Origin of the sequence: Ulvibacterium sp. (assembly GCF_028285715.1) — a bacterium.
Classification (GTDB): Bacteria; Bacteroidota; Bacteroidia; order Flavobacteriales; family Flavobacteriaceae; genus Ulvibacterium.
Genome location: NZ_JANQOO010000007.1, coordinates 39,307 through 54,689 on the forward strand (window position 1 = coordinate 39,307; position 15,383 = coordinate 54,689).

Annotated in this window: 13 protein-coding genes and 1 tRNA gene; 5 read left to right on the forward strand and 9 right to left on the reverse strand. The window is 41.8% G+C overall.

The genetic code is table 11. The annotated features are described in order from the left end of the window. Positions 1-9: 9 nt before the first annotated feature. Together Q0993_RS02485 and Q0993_RS02490 are read right to left on the reverse strand one after the other, a co-directional pair. Entirely contained in the window at positions 10-1,371 is a 1,362-nt protein-coding gene (locus Q0993_RS02485) for a peptide MFS transporter (protein WP_299529501.1), read from the reverse strand. Positions 1,372-1,396: 25 nt separating this feature from the next. Further along, positions 1,397-3,562, reverse strand: a complete 2,166-nt coding sequence (locus tag Q0993_RS02490) for a S9 family peptidase (RefSeq protein WP_299529503.1) — start codon at positions 3,560-3,562, stop codon at positions 1,397-1,399. A 127-nt stretch (positions 3,563-3,689) separates the two neighbouring features. Here Q0993_RS02490 and Q0993_RS02495 point away from each other — a divergent pair, with 127 nt between their 5' ends. After that, on the forward strand, positions 3,690-5,030 hold the full coding sequence (locus tag Q0993_RS02495; RefSeq protein ID WP_299529660.1) for a hydroxymethylglutaryl-CoA reductase, degradative: 1,341 nt from the start codon (positions 3,690-3,692) through the stop codon (positions 5,028-5,030). Then, entirely contained in the window at positions 5,027-5,944 is a 918-nt protein-coding gene (locus Q0993_RS02500) for a GYDIA family GHMP kinase (RefSeq protein ID WP_367279576.1), read from the forward strand. Before Q0993_RS02495 ends, Q0993_RS02500 begins: the two co-directional genes overlap by 4 nt. Positions 5,945-6,011: 67 nt before the next feature. Here Q0993_RS02500 and Q0993_RS02505 read toward each other — a convergent pair whose 3' ends face one another. From Q0993_RS02505 to Q0993_RS02535, 7 genes are all read right to left on the reverse strand, one after another. Beyond that, entirely contained in the window at positions 6,012-8,129 is a 2,118-nt protein-coding gene (locus Q0993_RS02505) for a peptidylprolyl isomerase (RefSeq protein ID WP_299529505.1), read from the reverse strand. Positions 8,130-8,254: 125 nt separating this feature from the next. Further along, on the reverse strand, positions 8,255-9,550 hold the full coding sequence (locus Q0993_RS02510; RefSeq protein WP_299529507.1) for a hemolysin family protein: 1,296 nt from the start codon (positions 9,548-9,550) through the stop codon (positions 8,255-8,257). Continuing rightward, positions 9,547-9,750: a hypothetical protein gene (locus Q0993_RS02515; protein ID WP_299529509.1), complete on the reverse strand. Its 204-nt coding sequence runs from the start codon at positions 9,748-9,750 to the stop codon at positions 9,547-9,549. The genes Q0993_RS02510 and Q0993_RS02515 overlap by 4 nt, the downstream gene beginning before the upstream one ends. Continuing rightward, positions 9,747-10,352, reverse strand: coding sequence for an LPS export ABC transporter periplasmic protein LptC (gene lptC, locus Q0993_RS02520; RefSeq protein WP_299529511.1), 606 nt, complete (start codon positions 10,350-10,352; stop codon positions 9,747-9,749). The genes Q0993_RS02515 and lptC overlap by 4 nt, the downstream gene beginning before the upstream one ends. A gap of 1 nt (position 10,353) precedes the next feature. Beyond that, the gene (locus Q0993_RS02525; protein WP_299529513.1) at positions 10,354-11,724 is read right to left on the reverse strand and encodes a hypothetical protein; all 1,371 of its coding nucleotides are present in this window, start codon (positions 11,722-11,724) and stop codon (positions 10,354-10,356) included. A gap of 42 nt (positions 11,725-11,766) precedes the next feature. Beyond that, positions 11,767-13,032, reverse strand: a complete 1,266-nt coding sequence (locus Q0993_RS02530) for a hypothetical protein (RefSeq protein ID WP_299529515.1) — start codon at positions 13,030-13,032, stop codon at positions 11,767-11,769. Then, positions 13,033-13,761, reverse strand: coding sequence for a type III pantothenate kinase (locus Q0993_RS02535; RefSeq protein ID WP_299529517.1), 729 nt, complete (start codon positions 13,759-13,761; stop codon positions 13,033-13,035). Between the two features lie 128 nt (positions 13,762-13,889). Here Q0993_RS02535 and Q0993_RS02540 point away from each other — a divergent pair. From Q0993_RS02540 to Q0993_RS02550, 3 genes are all read left to right on the forward strand, one after another. After that, positions 13,890-13,962: transfer RNA gene (locus Q0993_RS02540), tRNA-Phe, on the forward strand. Positions 13,963-14,422: 460 nt separating this feature from the next. Continuing rightward, a complete protein-coding gene (locus Q0993_RS02545) occupies positions 14,423-14,617 on the forward strand; it encodes a hypothetical protein (RefSeq protein WP_299529519.1) in 195 nt (64 codons plus the stop codon). A 455-nt stretch (positions 14,618-15,072) separates the two neighbouring features. Next, on the forward strand, positions 15,073-15,243 hold the full coding sequence (locus Q0993_RS02550; RefSeq protein WP_299529521.1) for a DUF6747 family protein: 171 nt from the start codon (positions 15,073-15,075) through the stop codon (positions 15,241-15,243). Positions 15,244-15,383 lie beyond the last annotated feature (140 nt).

Sequence of the window (15,383 nt, forward strand, 5' to 3'; positions counted from 1 at the left end):
TTGGGGGTTTTAGGTTCTTTCCATTTTTCTTTCATTATCCTCCGCACCATGTGTCAATGCCTTCAATTTTTTGAGGAATACAAAAATTAAAAGACCAAAGAAAATACAGAATACGGCGATTCCCGTAAATACCGTATACTCGCCAAATTGAGAGGCAGACTCACCCAGCAACCCCGCAACTTTGTTTCCTAGACCAGTGGTAGCAAAATAGATTCCCATCATTGATGAAGCATATTTAGCGGGAGCCAGCTTTGTAACAAATGACAGGGATACGGGGGAAAGACTCAACTCCCCTACCGTATGGAACAAATAGGCCAATACCAACCAGTACATGGCCGAAGCTCCAGTACTTTGATATTCAGCGGTGGCGGCGGTCATAAACAGGAATCCGGTTCCCATAATTATCAGCCCCATTAACATTTTAAAAAGTGATGAGGCTTCTTTGCCCTTTAATTTTCTTGTTGCCCAGTACCCGGCCACGGCGGTCCCCAAGGTTATGATAAAGAATGCATTGAGTGATTGAAACCAAGATGCGGGAACTTCCCATCCCCCTAACATTCGATTCGTATAATCCTTGGCATAAATATTCATTAAGCCACCGGCCTGTTCAAATGCACCAAAAAACACGATTACCATTAAGAAAGAAAGTACCAGCACAATAACCCTGTCCTTTTCTATCCTGGTCAAGGGTCTCTTTAGGGCTTCCCTATCCTCTTGAACATCCGATTTTCCCAAATAGTCGCCTACCCCTACAAGGTATTTTTGGCCGAAAACAAATTGAATAAGCCCAAATAACATGCAGATACCGGCCAATCCGAATCCGTAATGCCATCCGTAGACCTCCCCCACGTACCCAACGATTAAACTGGACAGGAAGGCACCAACATTAATTCCTATGTAAAATATGGTAAACCCTTTATCCCGGCGAATATCCCCTTTTTTATACAACCCGCCTACCATGGTGGAAATATTCGGTTTTAACATGCCCACACCGGCAATGATAAAACCAAGCCCGGTATAAAAGGCCCACATTTGCTCGATGGCCAAAACACTATGTCCAACAACCAAAAGGATAGCCCCAAGAATCACCGACTTCTTTTGGCCAAGAATTTTGTCAGCAATCATTCCGCCAGGAATGGATGCTACATATACCAACATGGTATACCATCCATAGAGGGCCAATGCTTCACCATTGCTCCAACCAAGGCCCGGATTTTTATCCGTTGTCTGGGTAACAAGATAAAGGACCAGTATGGCACGCATCCCGTAATAGGAAAACCGCTCCCACATCTCAGTAAAAAAGAGGACATATAATCCCACGGGGTGTCCAAAAAGCTCTCTTTGATGTGGTGGTCTTGCTATTGTTGCCATAATACTATTTTGGTTTAGTTAGTTCTTATAGGTTTTTCTCAACGAAATCCGTCATTTTATTAAAAAGGTGTATTCGTGTATTCCCCCCATAGATACCGTGGTTCTTGTCCGGATAAATCGCCCAGTCAAATGCCTTATTGGCCTGTATCAAAGCCTCCATCATCCGCATGCTATTCTGTACGTGTACGTTATCGTCACCGGAACCATGTACCAAAAGATATTTTCCTTTCAGCAATTCTGGATAATTGAATGGAGAGTTGTCATCATAACCACTTGCATTTTCTTGAGGTGTTTGCATATAACGTTCCGTGTAGATGGTATCATAAAAGCGCCATGAAGTCACCGGAGCAACAGCAATGGCCATTTCAAAGACATCATTTCCTTTTAAGAGGCAGTTGGTAGACATAAATCCTCCGTAACTCCAACCCCAGATTCCAGTCCTGTTTTCATCAATATATGGGAGTTCACTTAATTTTTTGGCAGCTGCTATTTGGTCTTCCACCTCATATTTTCCAAGCTCTTTTTGGGTCACTTTTTTAAAGTCACGACCCTTTAAACCGGTTCCCCTGCCATCCACACAAGCTATAATATATCCTTGGGAGGCCAATAGTTGATGCCAATAATCATTGGCGCCCATCCATCTATTGGCAACATTCTGAGAGCCGGGTCCACTGTACTGGTACATAAACAAAGGATATTTTTTGCTCGAATCAAAATTGGTTGGTTTGATCATATACAGGTTCAAATCATTTCCATTGATTTTCAGTGTAGAAAATTCCTTGGGACTTATGTCATAATCCTCCAATTTATCCAGGAGGGACTTATTGTCCTTAATATCCCTTAGCTTTTTACCCGTAGAAGCATCGCACAAGGTATACTGATACGGTATGGTAGCACTAGAGTAGGAATTAATGAAATTGGAGTAGTCCGCGTTAAAGTCGGCCGTATTGGTCCCTTCTTCAGTGGCTAGGGGCTTTTTCCCTTTTCCATTGCTTCGGATACTATAAACCCCCCGATTAATTGAGCCATTTTCGGTAGATTGGTAATACACGCGGTCTTGCTTTTCATCATAACCGTAATAATCGGTCACTTCCCAAGGGCCCTTGGTAATCTGGTTCTTTAATTTTCCATTTGTGGCGTATAGGTAAATATGGTTATACCCATCCCGTTCGCTGGTCCAAATGAAACTATCATCCTTCAAAAAAGTAAGGTCGTCCGTAACATCCACATAGGCCTCATCCGTCTCCTCCATCAGAAGGGAAACCGAATTGTCCTTTGCGTCCACCATATACAGTTTTAGTCGGTTCTGATGCCGGTTCAATGTTTGTACACTCAGTTTATCCGGATGGTTCATCCATTGCATCCTGGGGATATAATACGCATCATCCAATGTTACCTTCTTCGTATTCTTTGACGCCACATCGAACATATGTAAGGTAACTTCCGCATTTTCCTCTCCAGCTTTCGGGTATTTAAATACATAAGGCCACGGATATAGTCCCTCTCCATAAACATCCATCGAAAATTCCGGAACACGGGTCTCATCAAATCGGAGAAAAGCAATTTTGGTACCGTTTGTGTTCCAGGCAAAGGCACGTACAAAGGCGAACTCCTCTTCATAGACCCAATCCGTAACCCCATTTATGATTTCATTTCTTACCCCATCCGTTGTAATCTGCGTGGTCTCGCCAGAGGTCATATCAAAAAGATAAAGATTGTTTTCAGAAACATACGCCACTAGGTTTCCATTCGGGGATAGCAGTGGTTCCCGAATTTTTGTGTCCGCAACTTTTGTAAGCTTTTTGGTTTCAATATCATAGACATAAAAAACCCCCAGAGTGGAGCGTCTAAAAATCGATTCCACTTGGGTGGCCAATAAAATTTTAGATTCGTCGGAGCTAAACTCATAAGAAGAGAAACCTTGGATTCCCGGCAAATCGGCCGATGAGATTATGGTCCCTGTTTTTTCCAGAGTTTCATAGTTGTATATGTCTATGGAAGTGCCTCCACTGGACCTATCATAGTTTAATACGGTATATTGCTCGCCATTCTTTAGAGATCTGAGGACATCCAGACCTTCAGTTCTAAATACTCCGCCATAAATCTCTTCAACGGAAACGGTTTTCTTTTGGGCGGTGGCGGAGGTCAAAAAACCGATGACCAGGAGTAGTAGAAGGCAAGGTTTATCCATAAAGGTGAAAAATTGATTTAAGCTTTCAAGTTTACTAATAATTTAACGAAAAAATGAATTTTGCAAGAAAAATATAACACCACCTACTCTCGCGCAAGTTTCTAAAATTTGACGGCATTATGCCTATATTTGGGGTAGAAACCAGCACTTCATGAATACGGCAATAGAGGGATTCTCCAGACTTACCAAGGAGGAAAAAATAGATTGGCTCACAAAGAATTACACCAAAAACCCAGAATCTTCCAAAAATGTCCTTGCGCAATATTGGAATACGGAACCCAAGGTCCAAAGGCTTCATGACGAATTCATAGAAAATACCGTCACCAATTATTACCTCCCCTTTGGCATTGCACCCAATTTTCTAATCAACAGCAAACTCTATGCCATCCCAATGGCCATTGAGGAAAGTTCGGTGGTTGCCGCCGCGAGTAAGGCTGCAAAATTCTGGTTGGAAAAAGGAGGATTCCAAGCGCAGGTTTTAGGAATGGAGAAAATTGGACAAGTCCATTTTATCCATAAAGGCAATAGCCAAAGTTTGGAAAAGTTCTTTTCGTATGTAAAACCCAAGCTTATTTCCGCTGTGAGACCCATTACCCAAAATATGGAAGGACGTGGCGGGGGCATTACCCATATTGCGTTGAAGGACAAGACCAAGGTAATGGAAAATTACTATCAACTCCATTGTACTTTCCAAACTCTGGACGCTATGGGCGCTAATTTCATTAATTCTTGTCTTGAAGAATTTGCCAGAGTTTTCAAGGCGGAGGCACAGGCCTTTTCTTCATTCACGAAAAATGAAAAGGAAATCGATGTGGTCATGAGCATTCTATCCAATTATGTCCCCAATTGCTTGGTCAAGGCCGAAGTCAGTTGTCCTATTGAAGCCTTGGAAACAGGAGAATCGATAGCACCACTGGAATTTGCTGAAAAAATGCTTCAGGCGGTAGAAATTGCAAGGATTGAACCGCACCGTGCCGTGACCCATAATAAGGGTATTATGAATGGCGTGGATGCCGTAGTCCTGGCGACCGGTAATGATTTCAGGGCCATTGAAGCCGGTGTTCATGCTTATGCCTCCAGAAATGGACAATACACTAGCCTTACCTATGCTACTATTGAAAAAGGTGTTTTTAAATTTTGGATTGAAATCCCCTTGGCATTAGGCACCGTAGGTGGACTCACAAACCTACATCCCTTGGTTAAGTTATCATTGGAGATTTTACAAAACCCTTCAGCAAAGGAGTTGATGGAAATTGTGGCAGTCGCCGGTCTTGCCCAGAATTTTGCTGCCCTACGTTCTTTAGTGACTACTGGAATACAACAAGGTCATATGAAAATGCACCTTATGAATATCCTAAATCAAATAGGAGCGGATGATGAAGAAAAGAAGGTGCTGATAGACTATTTTAAGACCCGTACTGTTACCCACGGTGCGGTAAAAGAAGCCCTGGAGCGGTTGAAAAAATGATGGTGAAACAATTTTACAGCAACGGAAAGCTTTTGCTTACCGGGGAATATGCCGTTTTGGATGGTGCATTGAGCCTAGCCTTACCCACTCGTTATGGACAGTCCTTAGATGTGAAAGAAATTGAATCTCCTAAATTACTGTGGAAAAGTCTAGATCATAAAGGGGCCACTTGGTTTGAAATGGGAATGGATATCCCTTCATGGAGCATACATTATGAACTTTCATCACAAAAAACCGTAAAAAATACTTTGATAAAAATCCTTACCGTGGCCAAAACCTTAAACCCAAAATTTCTTGAGGGGGCCGCAGGATACCAAGTTGAAACCAAACTCAACTTTCCCAAAGACTGGGGATTAGGTTCTTCCTCCACATTGATCAATAATATTGCACAATGGGCCCAAATAGATCCCTACCAATTGCTTTGGAAAGCTTTTTCCGGTAGTGGTTATGACATTGCTTGTGCCCAGTTTGACCATCCTATTTTGTACCATCTCAAAAATCAAAATTCCCATGTAGAAAAGGCAGATTTTAACCCCACATTCAAGGATTATCTTTTTTTTGTATATCGCAACAGAAAACAAGATAGCAGGGAAGGCATTGCCCAATATCGTAAAACTGTTATTGAAACCTCACATTTTGTACATCGGGTTACAGGGATTACCCAAGGCATATCAACCTCAAAAAGTCTAGCGGAGTTTAACGCCCTTATTACGGAGCATGAAAACCTTTTGGCAACGACCTTAAAACTTGTTCCCGTACAAAAATCGTTATTCCCCGATTTTGGTGGCGCAATAAAAAGCCTGGGGGCCTGGGGCGGTGATTTTATTCTAGCCTCGGGAAAGGAGGATATCGAATCCTATTTCAAGCAAAAGGGATATGACACCATTATCCCCTATTCGGAAATGGTATTATAACTATAAGGAACGACCAAAGAATGAGGGTAAATGTACATCTCCATCAAAATTAGGGAAATGCAATATCTCAATAAAAAGTAGCGCGATTATCCTCTATTTCCGATTTTTCCTTTAATGCATCATACACAGCAGTGTTTACCCTTCCAGCGCTTGAGGACTTAAGTGAATTGGCATAGGTGCTGTAATTCTCAAGCTTGGGTGCAGGGGTCCTCTTGGTAACGGTAATCTTAAAAACTCCACTTTCCCCTTTTATCAGGTCAGAGGTCTCGTCCTGTTCCATGGCATATGCAGTACCCACCACTACAGGCTCCGATCCAGCTCCAGGAATGGTAGGGGATTTAACGGTCAAGGCCGATGCATTGGAAACTGTAACATTGTTATCCTTGGCCAAATCTTCCATTGATTTACCCGTATTGGCCCCAATAATTTGGGTCGCTTTTCTGTCCTTCCGGATTTTGGGCAAAACCGTGGCCGAAGCATCTTCAACGGACATCAGGCCCTCCTTGTATTTTCCGGTAAGCTGTACTATGCCATAACCATTATTAACATTGAAGCGTTTAATCTCGCCCACTTCGGTATCCTCATTGAACGCCCATTGAACGATGGCGCGTTGCGCCCCAAGTCCGGGGAGGTTCTCGTCCATCGCCTTAACTTTGTTTACAGGACGTACCACATATTCACTTTCTTTGGCCAGGTCCGAAAAGGATTCCTCATTGGCAATGGACTCCATTTCAAATTTCGTGGCATCGGTAAACAGGGTATTGATCGTCTCTTCCGAAGGCTCTAGTTCCCGGGCCAAGGTGGCCACTTGTACAATATCTTCCTTATCATCGATCTTTATCACATGGAAACCAAAATCGGTTTCTACCATTCCAATGGTACCCACGGCATTGCCAAAGGCAAAATCGTTAAATTTGGGAACCATGGTTCCTTCCTGAAAATAGCCTAGGTCACCACCATTGGGAGCAGAAGGTCCATCGGAATTATCGCGGGCCAATTCTACAAACGGGGTATCCCCTTTTTTGGCATCCCTAAACAATTCCTTAGCCCTAGCTTCAGCTTCTTCCTTGGTACGTTTTATTTCGGGTTTTGCCCTTTGGGCACCCTCATAAGTGATTAAAATATGGCTGGCCTTAACAGATCCGTTTGGTTTACGATTCACCATTTTGGATACCTTATAGTACTCCCCATCCTTGTATGGGCCAAAGATCTCACCTATGTTCAACGCCATTAAACTGTCTGCAAACGAAGCAGGGAGGTTTTTCTTAGCCTTATAGATAGTATCGAACTTTACATCTGAATTACGGTCTAAAAAAGCAGTGATATCCTTTGTATTCAGCAAACCTGCAATGGTATCCATAACATCTCTTTCCTCAGAATACTCCACTGTATCCCCTATCAACTTTGAAATTTCATCTTTTACCGCGTTCTCATCATCCAGGGAAGGTTTTTCTTCAAAATAGACGAATTGGATATCCCGGGTACTTTCCTGTTTAAAATCTTCTTTGTTGTCATTGATGTAGGCTGCAATTTCCGCTTTGGTAACGGTCAAGCTGCTATCTGGAATAGAAGAATAGGGAATCCTCACATATTTAATATCCATTTTATCATTGGCCAATTTGTAATCCAGCTCCCCTTCCTTTAAGGTAGCACCTACCCCTGCCTTTACCAAATTATAATAGGTTTGCTCCTTGGCCATTTGAATAATGGCCTGTTCTGTTTGTAACCAGGCATCGTACTGCAACGGATTATTCGCCCTCCAATCGGCCACGGTCTGTCTAAAACTATTTGGATCAAAAAAACCGTTCTCGTTCTGAAATTCGGGATTTTGTGCATATCCCGTTGTCCGGATAAAATCAACGATTTGATCCTGTTCAATCCCTACGCCCAAATCCTCAAATTGCTGTTCCAGAATAGTATTCTTTACAATACGATCCCACACTCGGTTAACATTCTGCAGTGTAGACGAAGCGGGCGGGGCGTTCCGTGTGGCGGTTTCCAATTGTCGGGTAAACGCATCCCGGGAGATCTCCTCGCCATTGATTTCACCAACGGCAGAACCTACCTTTACTCCTCCAAGTTCATTACTTGTAAATACACCTGATATTACAAAAGCAAAAAGAGCAAGCCCTATGATTAAAATTAAAACGGTGGTCCGTTTTCTAATATTCTCCAAAATTGCCATGGCGTGGAATGTTTAAATCAGTGCGCGAAATTAGTGTTTTCTTTTTATCTGTTCAAATTTTAGAATGTTAATCGGGCTAACATTTCCAAGGACAAAATACTAGTAGCCTGTTATTTAATCCTCATTTAGTCACTGTCCAGAACCTCTAGGGCAATCAGGTCTATTTTGGTGTTGGACACTTCCAAAATCGTAAACAAAAAATTTTCAATTTTAATTTGGGAATCCTGCTCCGGTATTTCCCCGGTGTTATTCATTATGAGCCCTCCCAAGGTTTCATATTCGTCAGTTTCCGGAAGCTCCAGTTTGTAGTTTTCATTGATGTAATCCACTTCCAAGCGAGCGGAAAATTTATAGCTATTATCATTTATTTGTTCCTCGTGCAAATCGGTGGAATCATGTTCATCTTCTATTTCGCCAAAGAGCTCCTCTACAATATCCTCTACTGTCATTATTCCCGAGGTACCCCCATATTCATCCAAAACCACTGCCATACTCTTCCTTTTCTTGGTAAGAACATTCAAAATATCGTGTATAAGCATGGTCTCCGGCACAAATTCAACTGGCAGAAGGATGCTTTTTATGGTCTTAGGTTTTTTAAAGAGTTCGTAGGAATGTACATATCCGATAATATTGTCAATGGTATCCTTGTAGACCAATATTTTGGAATAGCCGGTTTCCGTAAAAAGCTTGGCCAGATTTTTAGGGGTTTCATGTAATTCAACGGCCATAATCTCCGTCCTTGGCACCATGACCTCCCTAGCCTTGACTTCTGAAAATTCCAGTGCATTTTGAAAAATCTGTATTTCAGTATCTATAATGTCCTCTTCCTCCACGGTTTCCATTTGTTCCGTGATATAGTCTCCTAATTCTATTTTGCTAAAGGCCAGTTGCACCTCATCACCTTCGGTTTTAAAAAAGGTCTTTAGAATAAAGTCGGATACCTTTATAACAAATTCCGACAGTACCGAAAACAGGATATAAAACATATAGGCGGGGAATGCCAAAAACTTCAGTAAGGTATTGGCATAAATCTGAAAAAGCACCTTGGGCAGAAATTCGGCTGTAATTAGTATGATCAAAGTGGAAATAACGGTTTGGGTCAATAAGCTGAGATCCGTAAGCACGGTCTGGAGAAAAGCATTGGAAGAAGGCAAGAGTCCAGTGAACCAGTCCATAAGGAGCTCTCCCATATAAAGCCCATATACCACCAAGGCGATATTATTGCCTATCAACATTGTGGCAATAAATTTGGATGGCTTCTTGGTAAGTCGCGTAAGTATTCTTGCTAAAAGGCCTTCCTGCTTTTTTTCGATTTCAATGTGAATCTTGTTGGCAGAAACAAAGGCAATCTCCATTCCGGAAAAAAAGGCGGAAAACACCAAGGACAGGATAATAATTATGATATAACCTTCCCAGATCATTTTTGATGGTCGCGATTCCGTCTTTCAAATTTCTTTCGATAGTTTCTGCGAAACAAAAACATCCCGATGGAAACTATGGCAAAGAAGACAAAAAGATAGGCATTTTGTCGATCTACGTTCCAATCCGTATAAATCCTATAGATTGAAAAAAGTGCTACGGCTACATACAGATACTCGGTGTACCTCAGTATTTTGATCATTCCAATTCTTCTTTTATCATCATTAGTCCATATGTCCTATGGGCCTTAAAAAAACTAAGGTTCCTATTAAAATCCATCCCTTCCCCATCCATTACAGTACCATCTTCGGGATTGGTATAGGTGAATTCCCCTTGGGTAAAAATCCATTCGTTATTTTGGTCATAATATAGTTGAGGCGCTTCCAACCGTTTCCCATCATGGGTCTCTATAACTACATTACCCTGTAAATCTATCAAATTGGTCAAGGAATACATAATGCCGTAATCCGCTTTGACCACATTTTTATTGGAATCCTTATCAAAGACATCCAGCACCAAGCCTTTGGGAAAGGTACGGTATGGGAATCTGAGATTTTGAAAATTCTCGCTAACGGGACTGGTCAGTACCGCGATTACCTTGGTAGATTTTAGGTCTTGACTACCCAGTTCGTCAACGGTCTCCGTATACGTAAGGACAAAATTATTGGCGATACCTTGCGGAAAAATTTTTTTCCCGGCTTCTTCCCCGACCCTCTTGTAGTTATCCGTACAGGCAAAAAAAAGCATTGCCGTGGAAAAGACCACGGCAACGTTTGTAAAAATATTCTTCGGAGAACCTGCCATCCTACAAGTTGGGAACCGTGACGCTCCCGCCTACCCAACAACTGAAAGAGACTTTTTTTCCGGCCATCCCGTTCTGAAAGATATCCGTTTTTGATGGGGCTTTGGCTGAATAGCTCGCTGCAGACTTACTTGCCCTTCCGCTCAGAGAGGGGTCTACTCTCCCAGCCCTACGGGCTACATCGGCTGCTTTCCAATATATGGCACGCTTTTCGAAAGGCGTACTTCCACAATCGTTCGCACTGGTAGCGTACAGATTAGCGATCAATAAATAGGCCTTACCGTTGGCGGAGTTCGCATCTATGGCCTTCTGGGCATAACTTCGGGCCGTAGATTTACTCGTCCTTCTGTAACTTGTGGCAATCTTATAGGCAATATTGGACTTCTTGTAAGGATCCGTTTCCAATTCCAAGGCTTTGTTGAAATCGGCAATGGCACCTTTTGTATCCCCTGCCTTTTTCTTTAACGTTCCGCCGTAGACATAGGCATCCGCCGATGGATCCAGAGCCAATTGGGCCTCAAAAAGTTTTCGGAACATAGGATCATCCGTACATTCTTTGTTAAACATTCTCCCCACTGCACGTTTTACCCAATCTACATCACCTTTTTTAGCTTCAAAACTTTTTTCATATAAAGGAATTAAATTTTCACAATCGGCCAGTGCACCCAACTTTGAATCAATACTCCCTGCAATCTTACCAAAGGAGGTAGAGTTTGTAGTAGCCACTTTAAGCTGTTTTTTCTCCTTTGAGGTCAGGGTGCCCTCTTCTTCCTTGGGCAGAAGCTTACTAATGACACTTGTTAATTTTTTATTTTCCTCCTCTATTTTTTCGGTGATATCGTCATACTCGTCAAAAACCTGCTGCAAATCCGCCTTCCCAGCTTTATGTAAATCCACCAGACTGGAAAAATCCAAATACAATGCCTTTGGGTTTCTAAAATTATCCCTGTCCTCTACAAATGCCTGGTGCAATTGGTCATAAATTTCCTGATCGGAAATCATTTTATTATCATACTTCAGTAATACCTTGTCTATGACCACCTCAGCCTTCTTGGCCTTTTTTGGAAAATACTTTAAACTATTGTCGTACAGTGTTAAAAGGTCGGTGATGTACCCATCTTTTTCGGCTCCGGAAGATTTTTTAACCTTGTCCTTTAATATCCGCTCTCCATAAGCAAAGTTGGCCCAATTTACGTCAGGGCAATTATCATAGACCATTTTCCAAGGTGTATATGCCGCATCGTAATTCTTGACCTTTGCATGTTCCACATATATGGAAAGATTGGTCATACATTCCTGATTCTGGGCCTGAGCATTACTTACCCCCATATACCCTACCAACATTAGCGCTGTGAAGTAAATTTTCGTTTTCATCTTTATTCTTTGTTTAACGGGGGGTAATGTACTAAATTTTTATCAATTTATTTTCCTTTTTTGGAACCATAAATCGTTTAAGGACAGTCCCACATTGATTTTAAAGTAACTTTCTTCTATTAAATCAGCCGAAGTGGTTCCCCTTCTTCCTAGTTCAAAACCAAGATTTAAGTTCGAGAAACTACGTCCAAGCGGTAAGCCTAAACCAAAAGTTATGCCAAGATTATTGATCTCGGTGTCATTAACCAGCATACCGGTCCTTTCATATCGAATCCCGGCCCTATAGTTTATCCTCTTAAAATAGCCTTGAAAAGCATCGTAATCCGGGATGAAATAACCTCCAAAAGCAAAAAAACTGGAGTTTTGATACTCGATGTTCTCAGCTGCTAAAAAATCATTTGAAAACGAGCTAAGGTCTTGAAAACCGTACTCCCCGCCCAGAAACCATTTCATATTCTCCCCAAAACCAATTCCCAAGGTAGTGGTAGTGGGAATCTTCAAATCCGTATTCCTCAACCCCCGGGCATCCAAGTCTACATCCAATACCTCAATATTTTGACCGGTAATCAAAGAAAAAGAACCTATTTCCTGACTGTTTTTGGAGGTCAAATTGGCTTGTGTGTTTACCCGGGCCGATGCAAAAAGTGTGTATTTATCCTTGATCTTTGGCGTGTAGTATAGAGCGTAATTGAAGTCCATCCCGTTTATCCTGGATATTCTTCGGTCGAGGGTGCCAAATTGAACATCTTCTACACTCTGGATCCGTTCATTTTCCACATTGCCAAAATTAAAGCTCGCCGTAGCTCCAATACTCAGATTTTGGGCCAGTGCATATCCAACGGAAAAATAAACCTTATTTAGGCCTCCCTCTCCCCTAAACTGATTGGTAATCAAAGCTCCATCGGCATCATTGTTCTCAGCAACCAAATCATAACCCACGGAAGAATAGGGCCTGATTCCAAATCCTACCCCGAGCCCCTTTCCCAGTCCAAAGCCAAGCGCCAGATAATCCAAATTGGACACGGAAGTATTTTGCTCCTCGGTAAAGCTTTTAAGTCTCAACTCTCTTCGGGACATTCCTGCCGTATACGTAGTAATCCGCAATTTGCTATAACCGGCCGGATTTTGTAGATTTACATGGATGCTATCCGCGTAAACCCCAATACCCCCCATCATCTGATTTTCGACCGTACTTGCAGATCTAAGGTCACCGATACCAAAATAAGAATAGGGAGAAATGGTTCCATTCTGTGCATGCAAACCTGCAGTGGCAATGCACACCATTGCAAATACAATTTTTTTGATCATCTAATGCTTGTTGTATTCTAACAAATGGTTAAGTCCTTTGAGGAGAAAATTGGAATCCGCAAATATGGTATTTTTTAGTCGTTTAGACAAAAAATGGGCATCGCCGCCTGTTAAAATAACTGTTAAATCTTCAAAACGTTGGCGATATTGATCGATAACCCCGTCAATTTCCAAACAAATTCCGTTTACAACACCACTATGTATACTGGTGTCGGTAGAGTTTCCGATAAAGTCCAAGGGTTCATATGGCTCCAATAAGGGCAAGTTGGAAGTCTGTTCATGTACGGCCCGGTAACGCATGGCCAAGCCGGGTGAAATAGCACCACCCAAGTATTCACCATAGTCGTTTACCATATCATAGGTTACGCATGTACCGGCATCTATAATTAGAGTATTGCCATTGTGGTTATGGTAAAATGCCGCCGTGGCCAAGGCAACTCGGTCGGCCCCTAACGTATGGGGCGTGGCATAGGAATTTTTAAATGGTTTTTTGGAGGATGGGCCTAGTTCATGTACCTCACAAAAAACGTTCATGACCGCCATAACCGTTTTATCTAACTTTCCGACGTTGGAGATTATGGCATTCGTCATATCGGGATATTGATCGCAAATCTCCTTTATTTGTAGGGCTACATGTTCAGGAAAGGCATTTTGGTGAAAGACCAGGGTTCCCCCATCAAAAACGGCTAGCTTTGTAAAGGTATTCCCGACATCTACGATCAAGTTCATATCACAAAGATCTGAAAATGGAAAAAACAAACCCCCTTTTTTCCCTATTTTGTTTGTAGTTCCTAAATTTGAAATTATATTTGCACCCGCCTTTTGGTAATACCTTTGGGCGTTATACTTGAAATACTGGTACCTTAGCTCAGTTGGTAGAGCAACGGACTGAAAATCCGTGTGTCCCTGGTTCGATTCCTGGAGGTACCACGAATCGCGTGAGTGGTGACTACAGAAAACGTCTTGTGAAAGCAAGGCGTTTTTTTGTGCATCGGTACAAGAATCGAAGCCTGTCCCGAGCGCAAGCCGAGGGAATGCCTGGAGGTACCACATCAAGCGCGAAAAGCTCATTCGAAAGAATGGGCTTTTTTTTTCAAGCATAGCAGGAAGCTCGATTGCTCCAGGTGCAAAGAACAAAAAGGCACTACTGAAAGGCAACACGCTTTGGAGTATTTGCAATAGTTAAACCAAAGGAAAAACACAGTTAATCCTGGAGGTATCACAGAAAAACCCACAACATTTTATAAATATTGAGATTGCGGGTTTTTCCTCATACAATGGCCCCGGAAAGTGGCGGTCTACAAAAAATAACAACGTAATGAATAGGATATAACATCAAATATTGAAAGAAAAAAGTTACTTTCTACACATCCCGTTGTCAAAAGGGCATATGGGAAAGGCACATAAACCAATATTCAAGGGGCTATGCTATGCGGCGTTGATCATTCCGGTCTACGTCATCACCCTTCATATCCCTGAGCTCCATGCCGTCATAAGGGCCCTGTGGCTTTTAACCTGTATCCTTATTGGAAGTGTAATGAAGCCCTTAATAGACGGATTGACGGACAAAATCTTTAAGAAATGAGATTCTAGGACAAGGAAAGCGCCATACCTTTTGAACAACTTACATTTGAGATGTACAACCCTAGGGCCTCTAAGAAAATGCTATTGAGCATCCAGGACATAATAACAGTGAACAAACGGATTTCGGTTTATTGCACTAGCATACCCCGATGAATGCGATAAATGGTTATTTGGAAAATCCGCACTGAAAAAATCCAATACTTACTTGTCTTAGTACTTTAGGCCTATCCAACCTCCCCTAATATGAATTTCCGATAACGGAAACTTCAAAATAACCCTAAAATCTTGCAATTGAACGTAAAGGCCGTTTTACGTACCTTCAGGATTAACGGCTCAATTTATCGACTACAGGTCCGGTCCGTGCCAATCGACAAATTTTATGGTGCGTTTCATCGATTAAGCAAATCTATTATAACCATTTACCAAACCTTTGTAACGAATCACAAATCTTTAACTATGAAAACATTTCTACTCTTACGGGAAATTTATCTCGAAGCATTTAAAAGTTTTGGGAACTACTTGGTACGAAACTATTTCAAGGCATTTGCCTGGTTTAGTTTTATGTTGCTGATAGTGGTCCTTTATGCATTTGTTTTTAGGGTCTACACAGGTTTTGCCTTTGACTAGAACATTTAAAAATCGATTTTTGGGAAAAATCAGTTTTAATAACCACCAACAAGAGTTTAAAAGAATAGTACGGAAGCAACCTGTTGTAGCTTTTGTGTTACTGTGTTTTACGATTTCAATAGCTATTTTGTTCTTTTATA

Coding starts and splice junctions, on each gene's coding strand:
- Q0993_RS02485 (WP_299529501.1), bottom strand. CDS start 1,371: ATGGCAACAATAGCAAGACCACCACATCAAAGAGAGCTTTTTGGACAC.
- Q0993_RS02490 (WP_299529503.1), bottom strand. CDS start 3,562: ATGGATAAACCTTGCCTTCTACTACTCCTGGTCATCGGTTTTTTGACC.
- Q0993_RS02500 (WP_367279576.1), top strand. CDS start 5,027: ATGATGGTGAAACAATTTTACAGCAACGGAAAGCTTTTGCTTACCGGG.
- Q0993_RS02505 (WP_299529505.1), bottom strand. CDS start 8,129: ATGGCAATTTTGGAGAATATTAGAAAACGGACCACCGTTTTAATTTTA.
- Q0993_RS02510 (WP_299529507.1), bottom strand. CDS start 9,550: ATGATCTGGGAAGGTTATATCATAATTATTATCCTGTCCTTGGTGTTT.
- Q0993_RS02515 (WP_299529509.1), bottom strand. CDS start 9,750: ATGATCAAAATACTGAGGTACACCGAGTATCTGTATGTAGCCGTAGCA.
- lptC (WP_299529511.1), bottom strand. CDS start 10,352: ATGGCAGGTTCTCCGAAGAATATTTTTACAAACGTTGCCGTGGTCTTT.
- Q0993_RS02525 (WP_299529513.1), bottom strand. CDS start 11,724: ATGAAAACGAAAATTTACTTCACAGCGCTAATGTTGGTAGGGTATATG.
- Q0993_RS02530 (WP_299529515.1), bottom strand. CDS start 13,032: ATGATCAAAAAAATTGTATTTGCAATGGTGTGCATTGCCACTGCAGGT.
- Q0993_RS02535 (WP_299529517.1), bottom strand. CDS start 13,761: ATGAACTTGATCGTAGATGTCGGGAATACCTTTACAAAGCTAGCCGTT.
- Q0993_RS02545 (WP_299529519.1), top strand. CDS start 14,423: ATGGGAAAGGCACATAAACCAATATTCAAGGGGCTATGCTATGCGGCG.
- Q0993_RS02550 (WP_299529521.1), top strand. CDS start 15,073: ATGAAAACATTTCTACTCTTACGGGAAATTTATCTCGAAGCATTTAAA.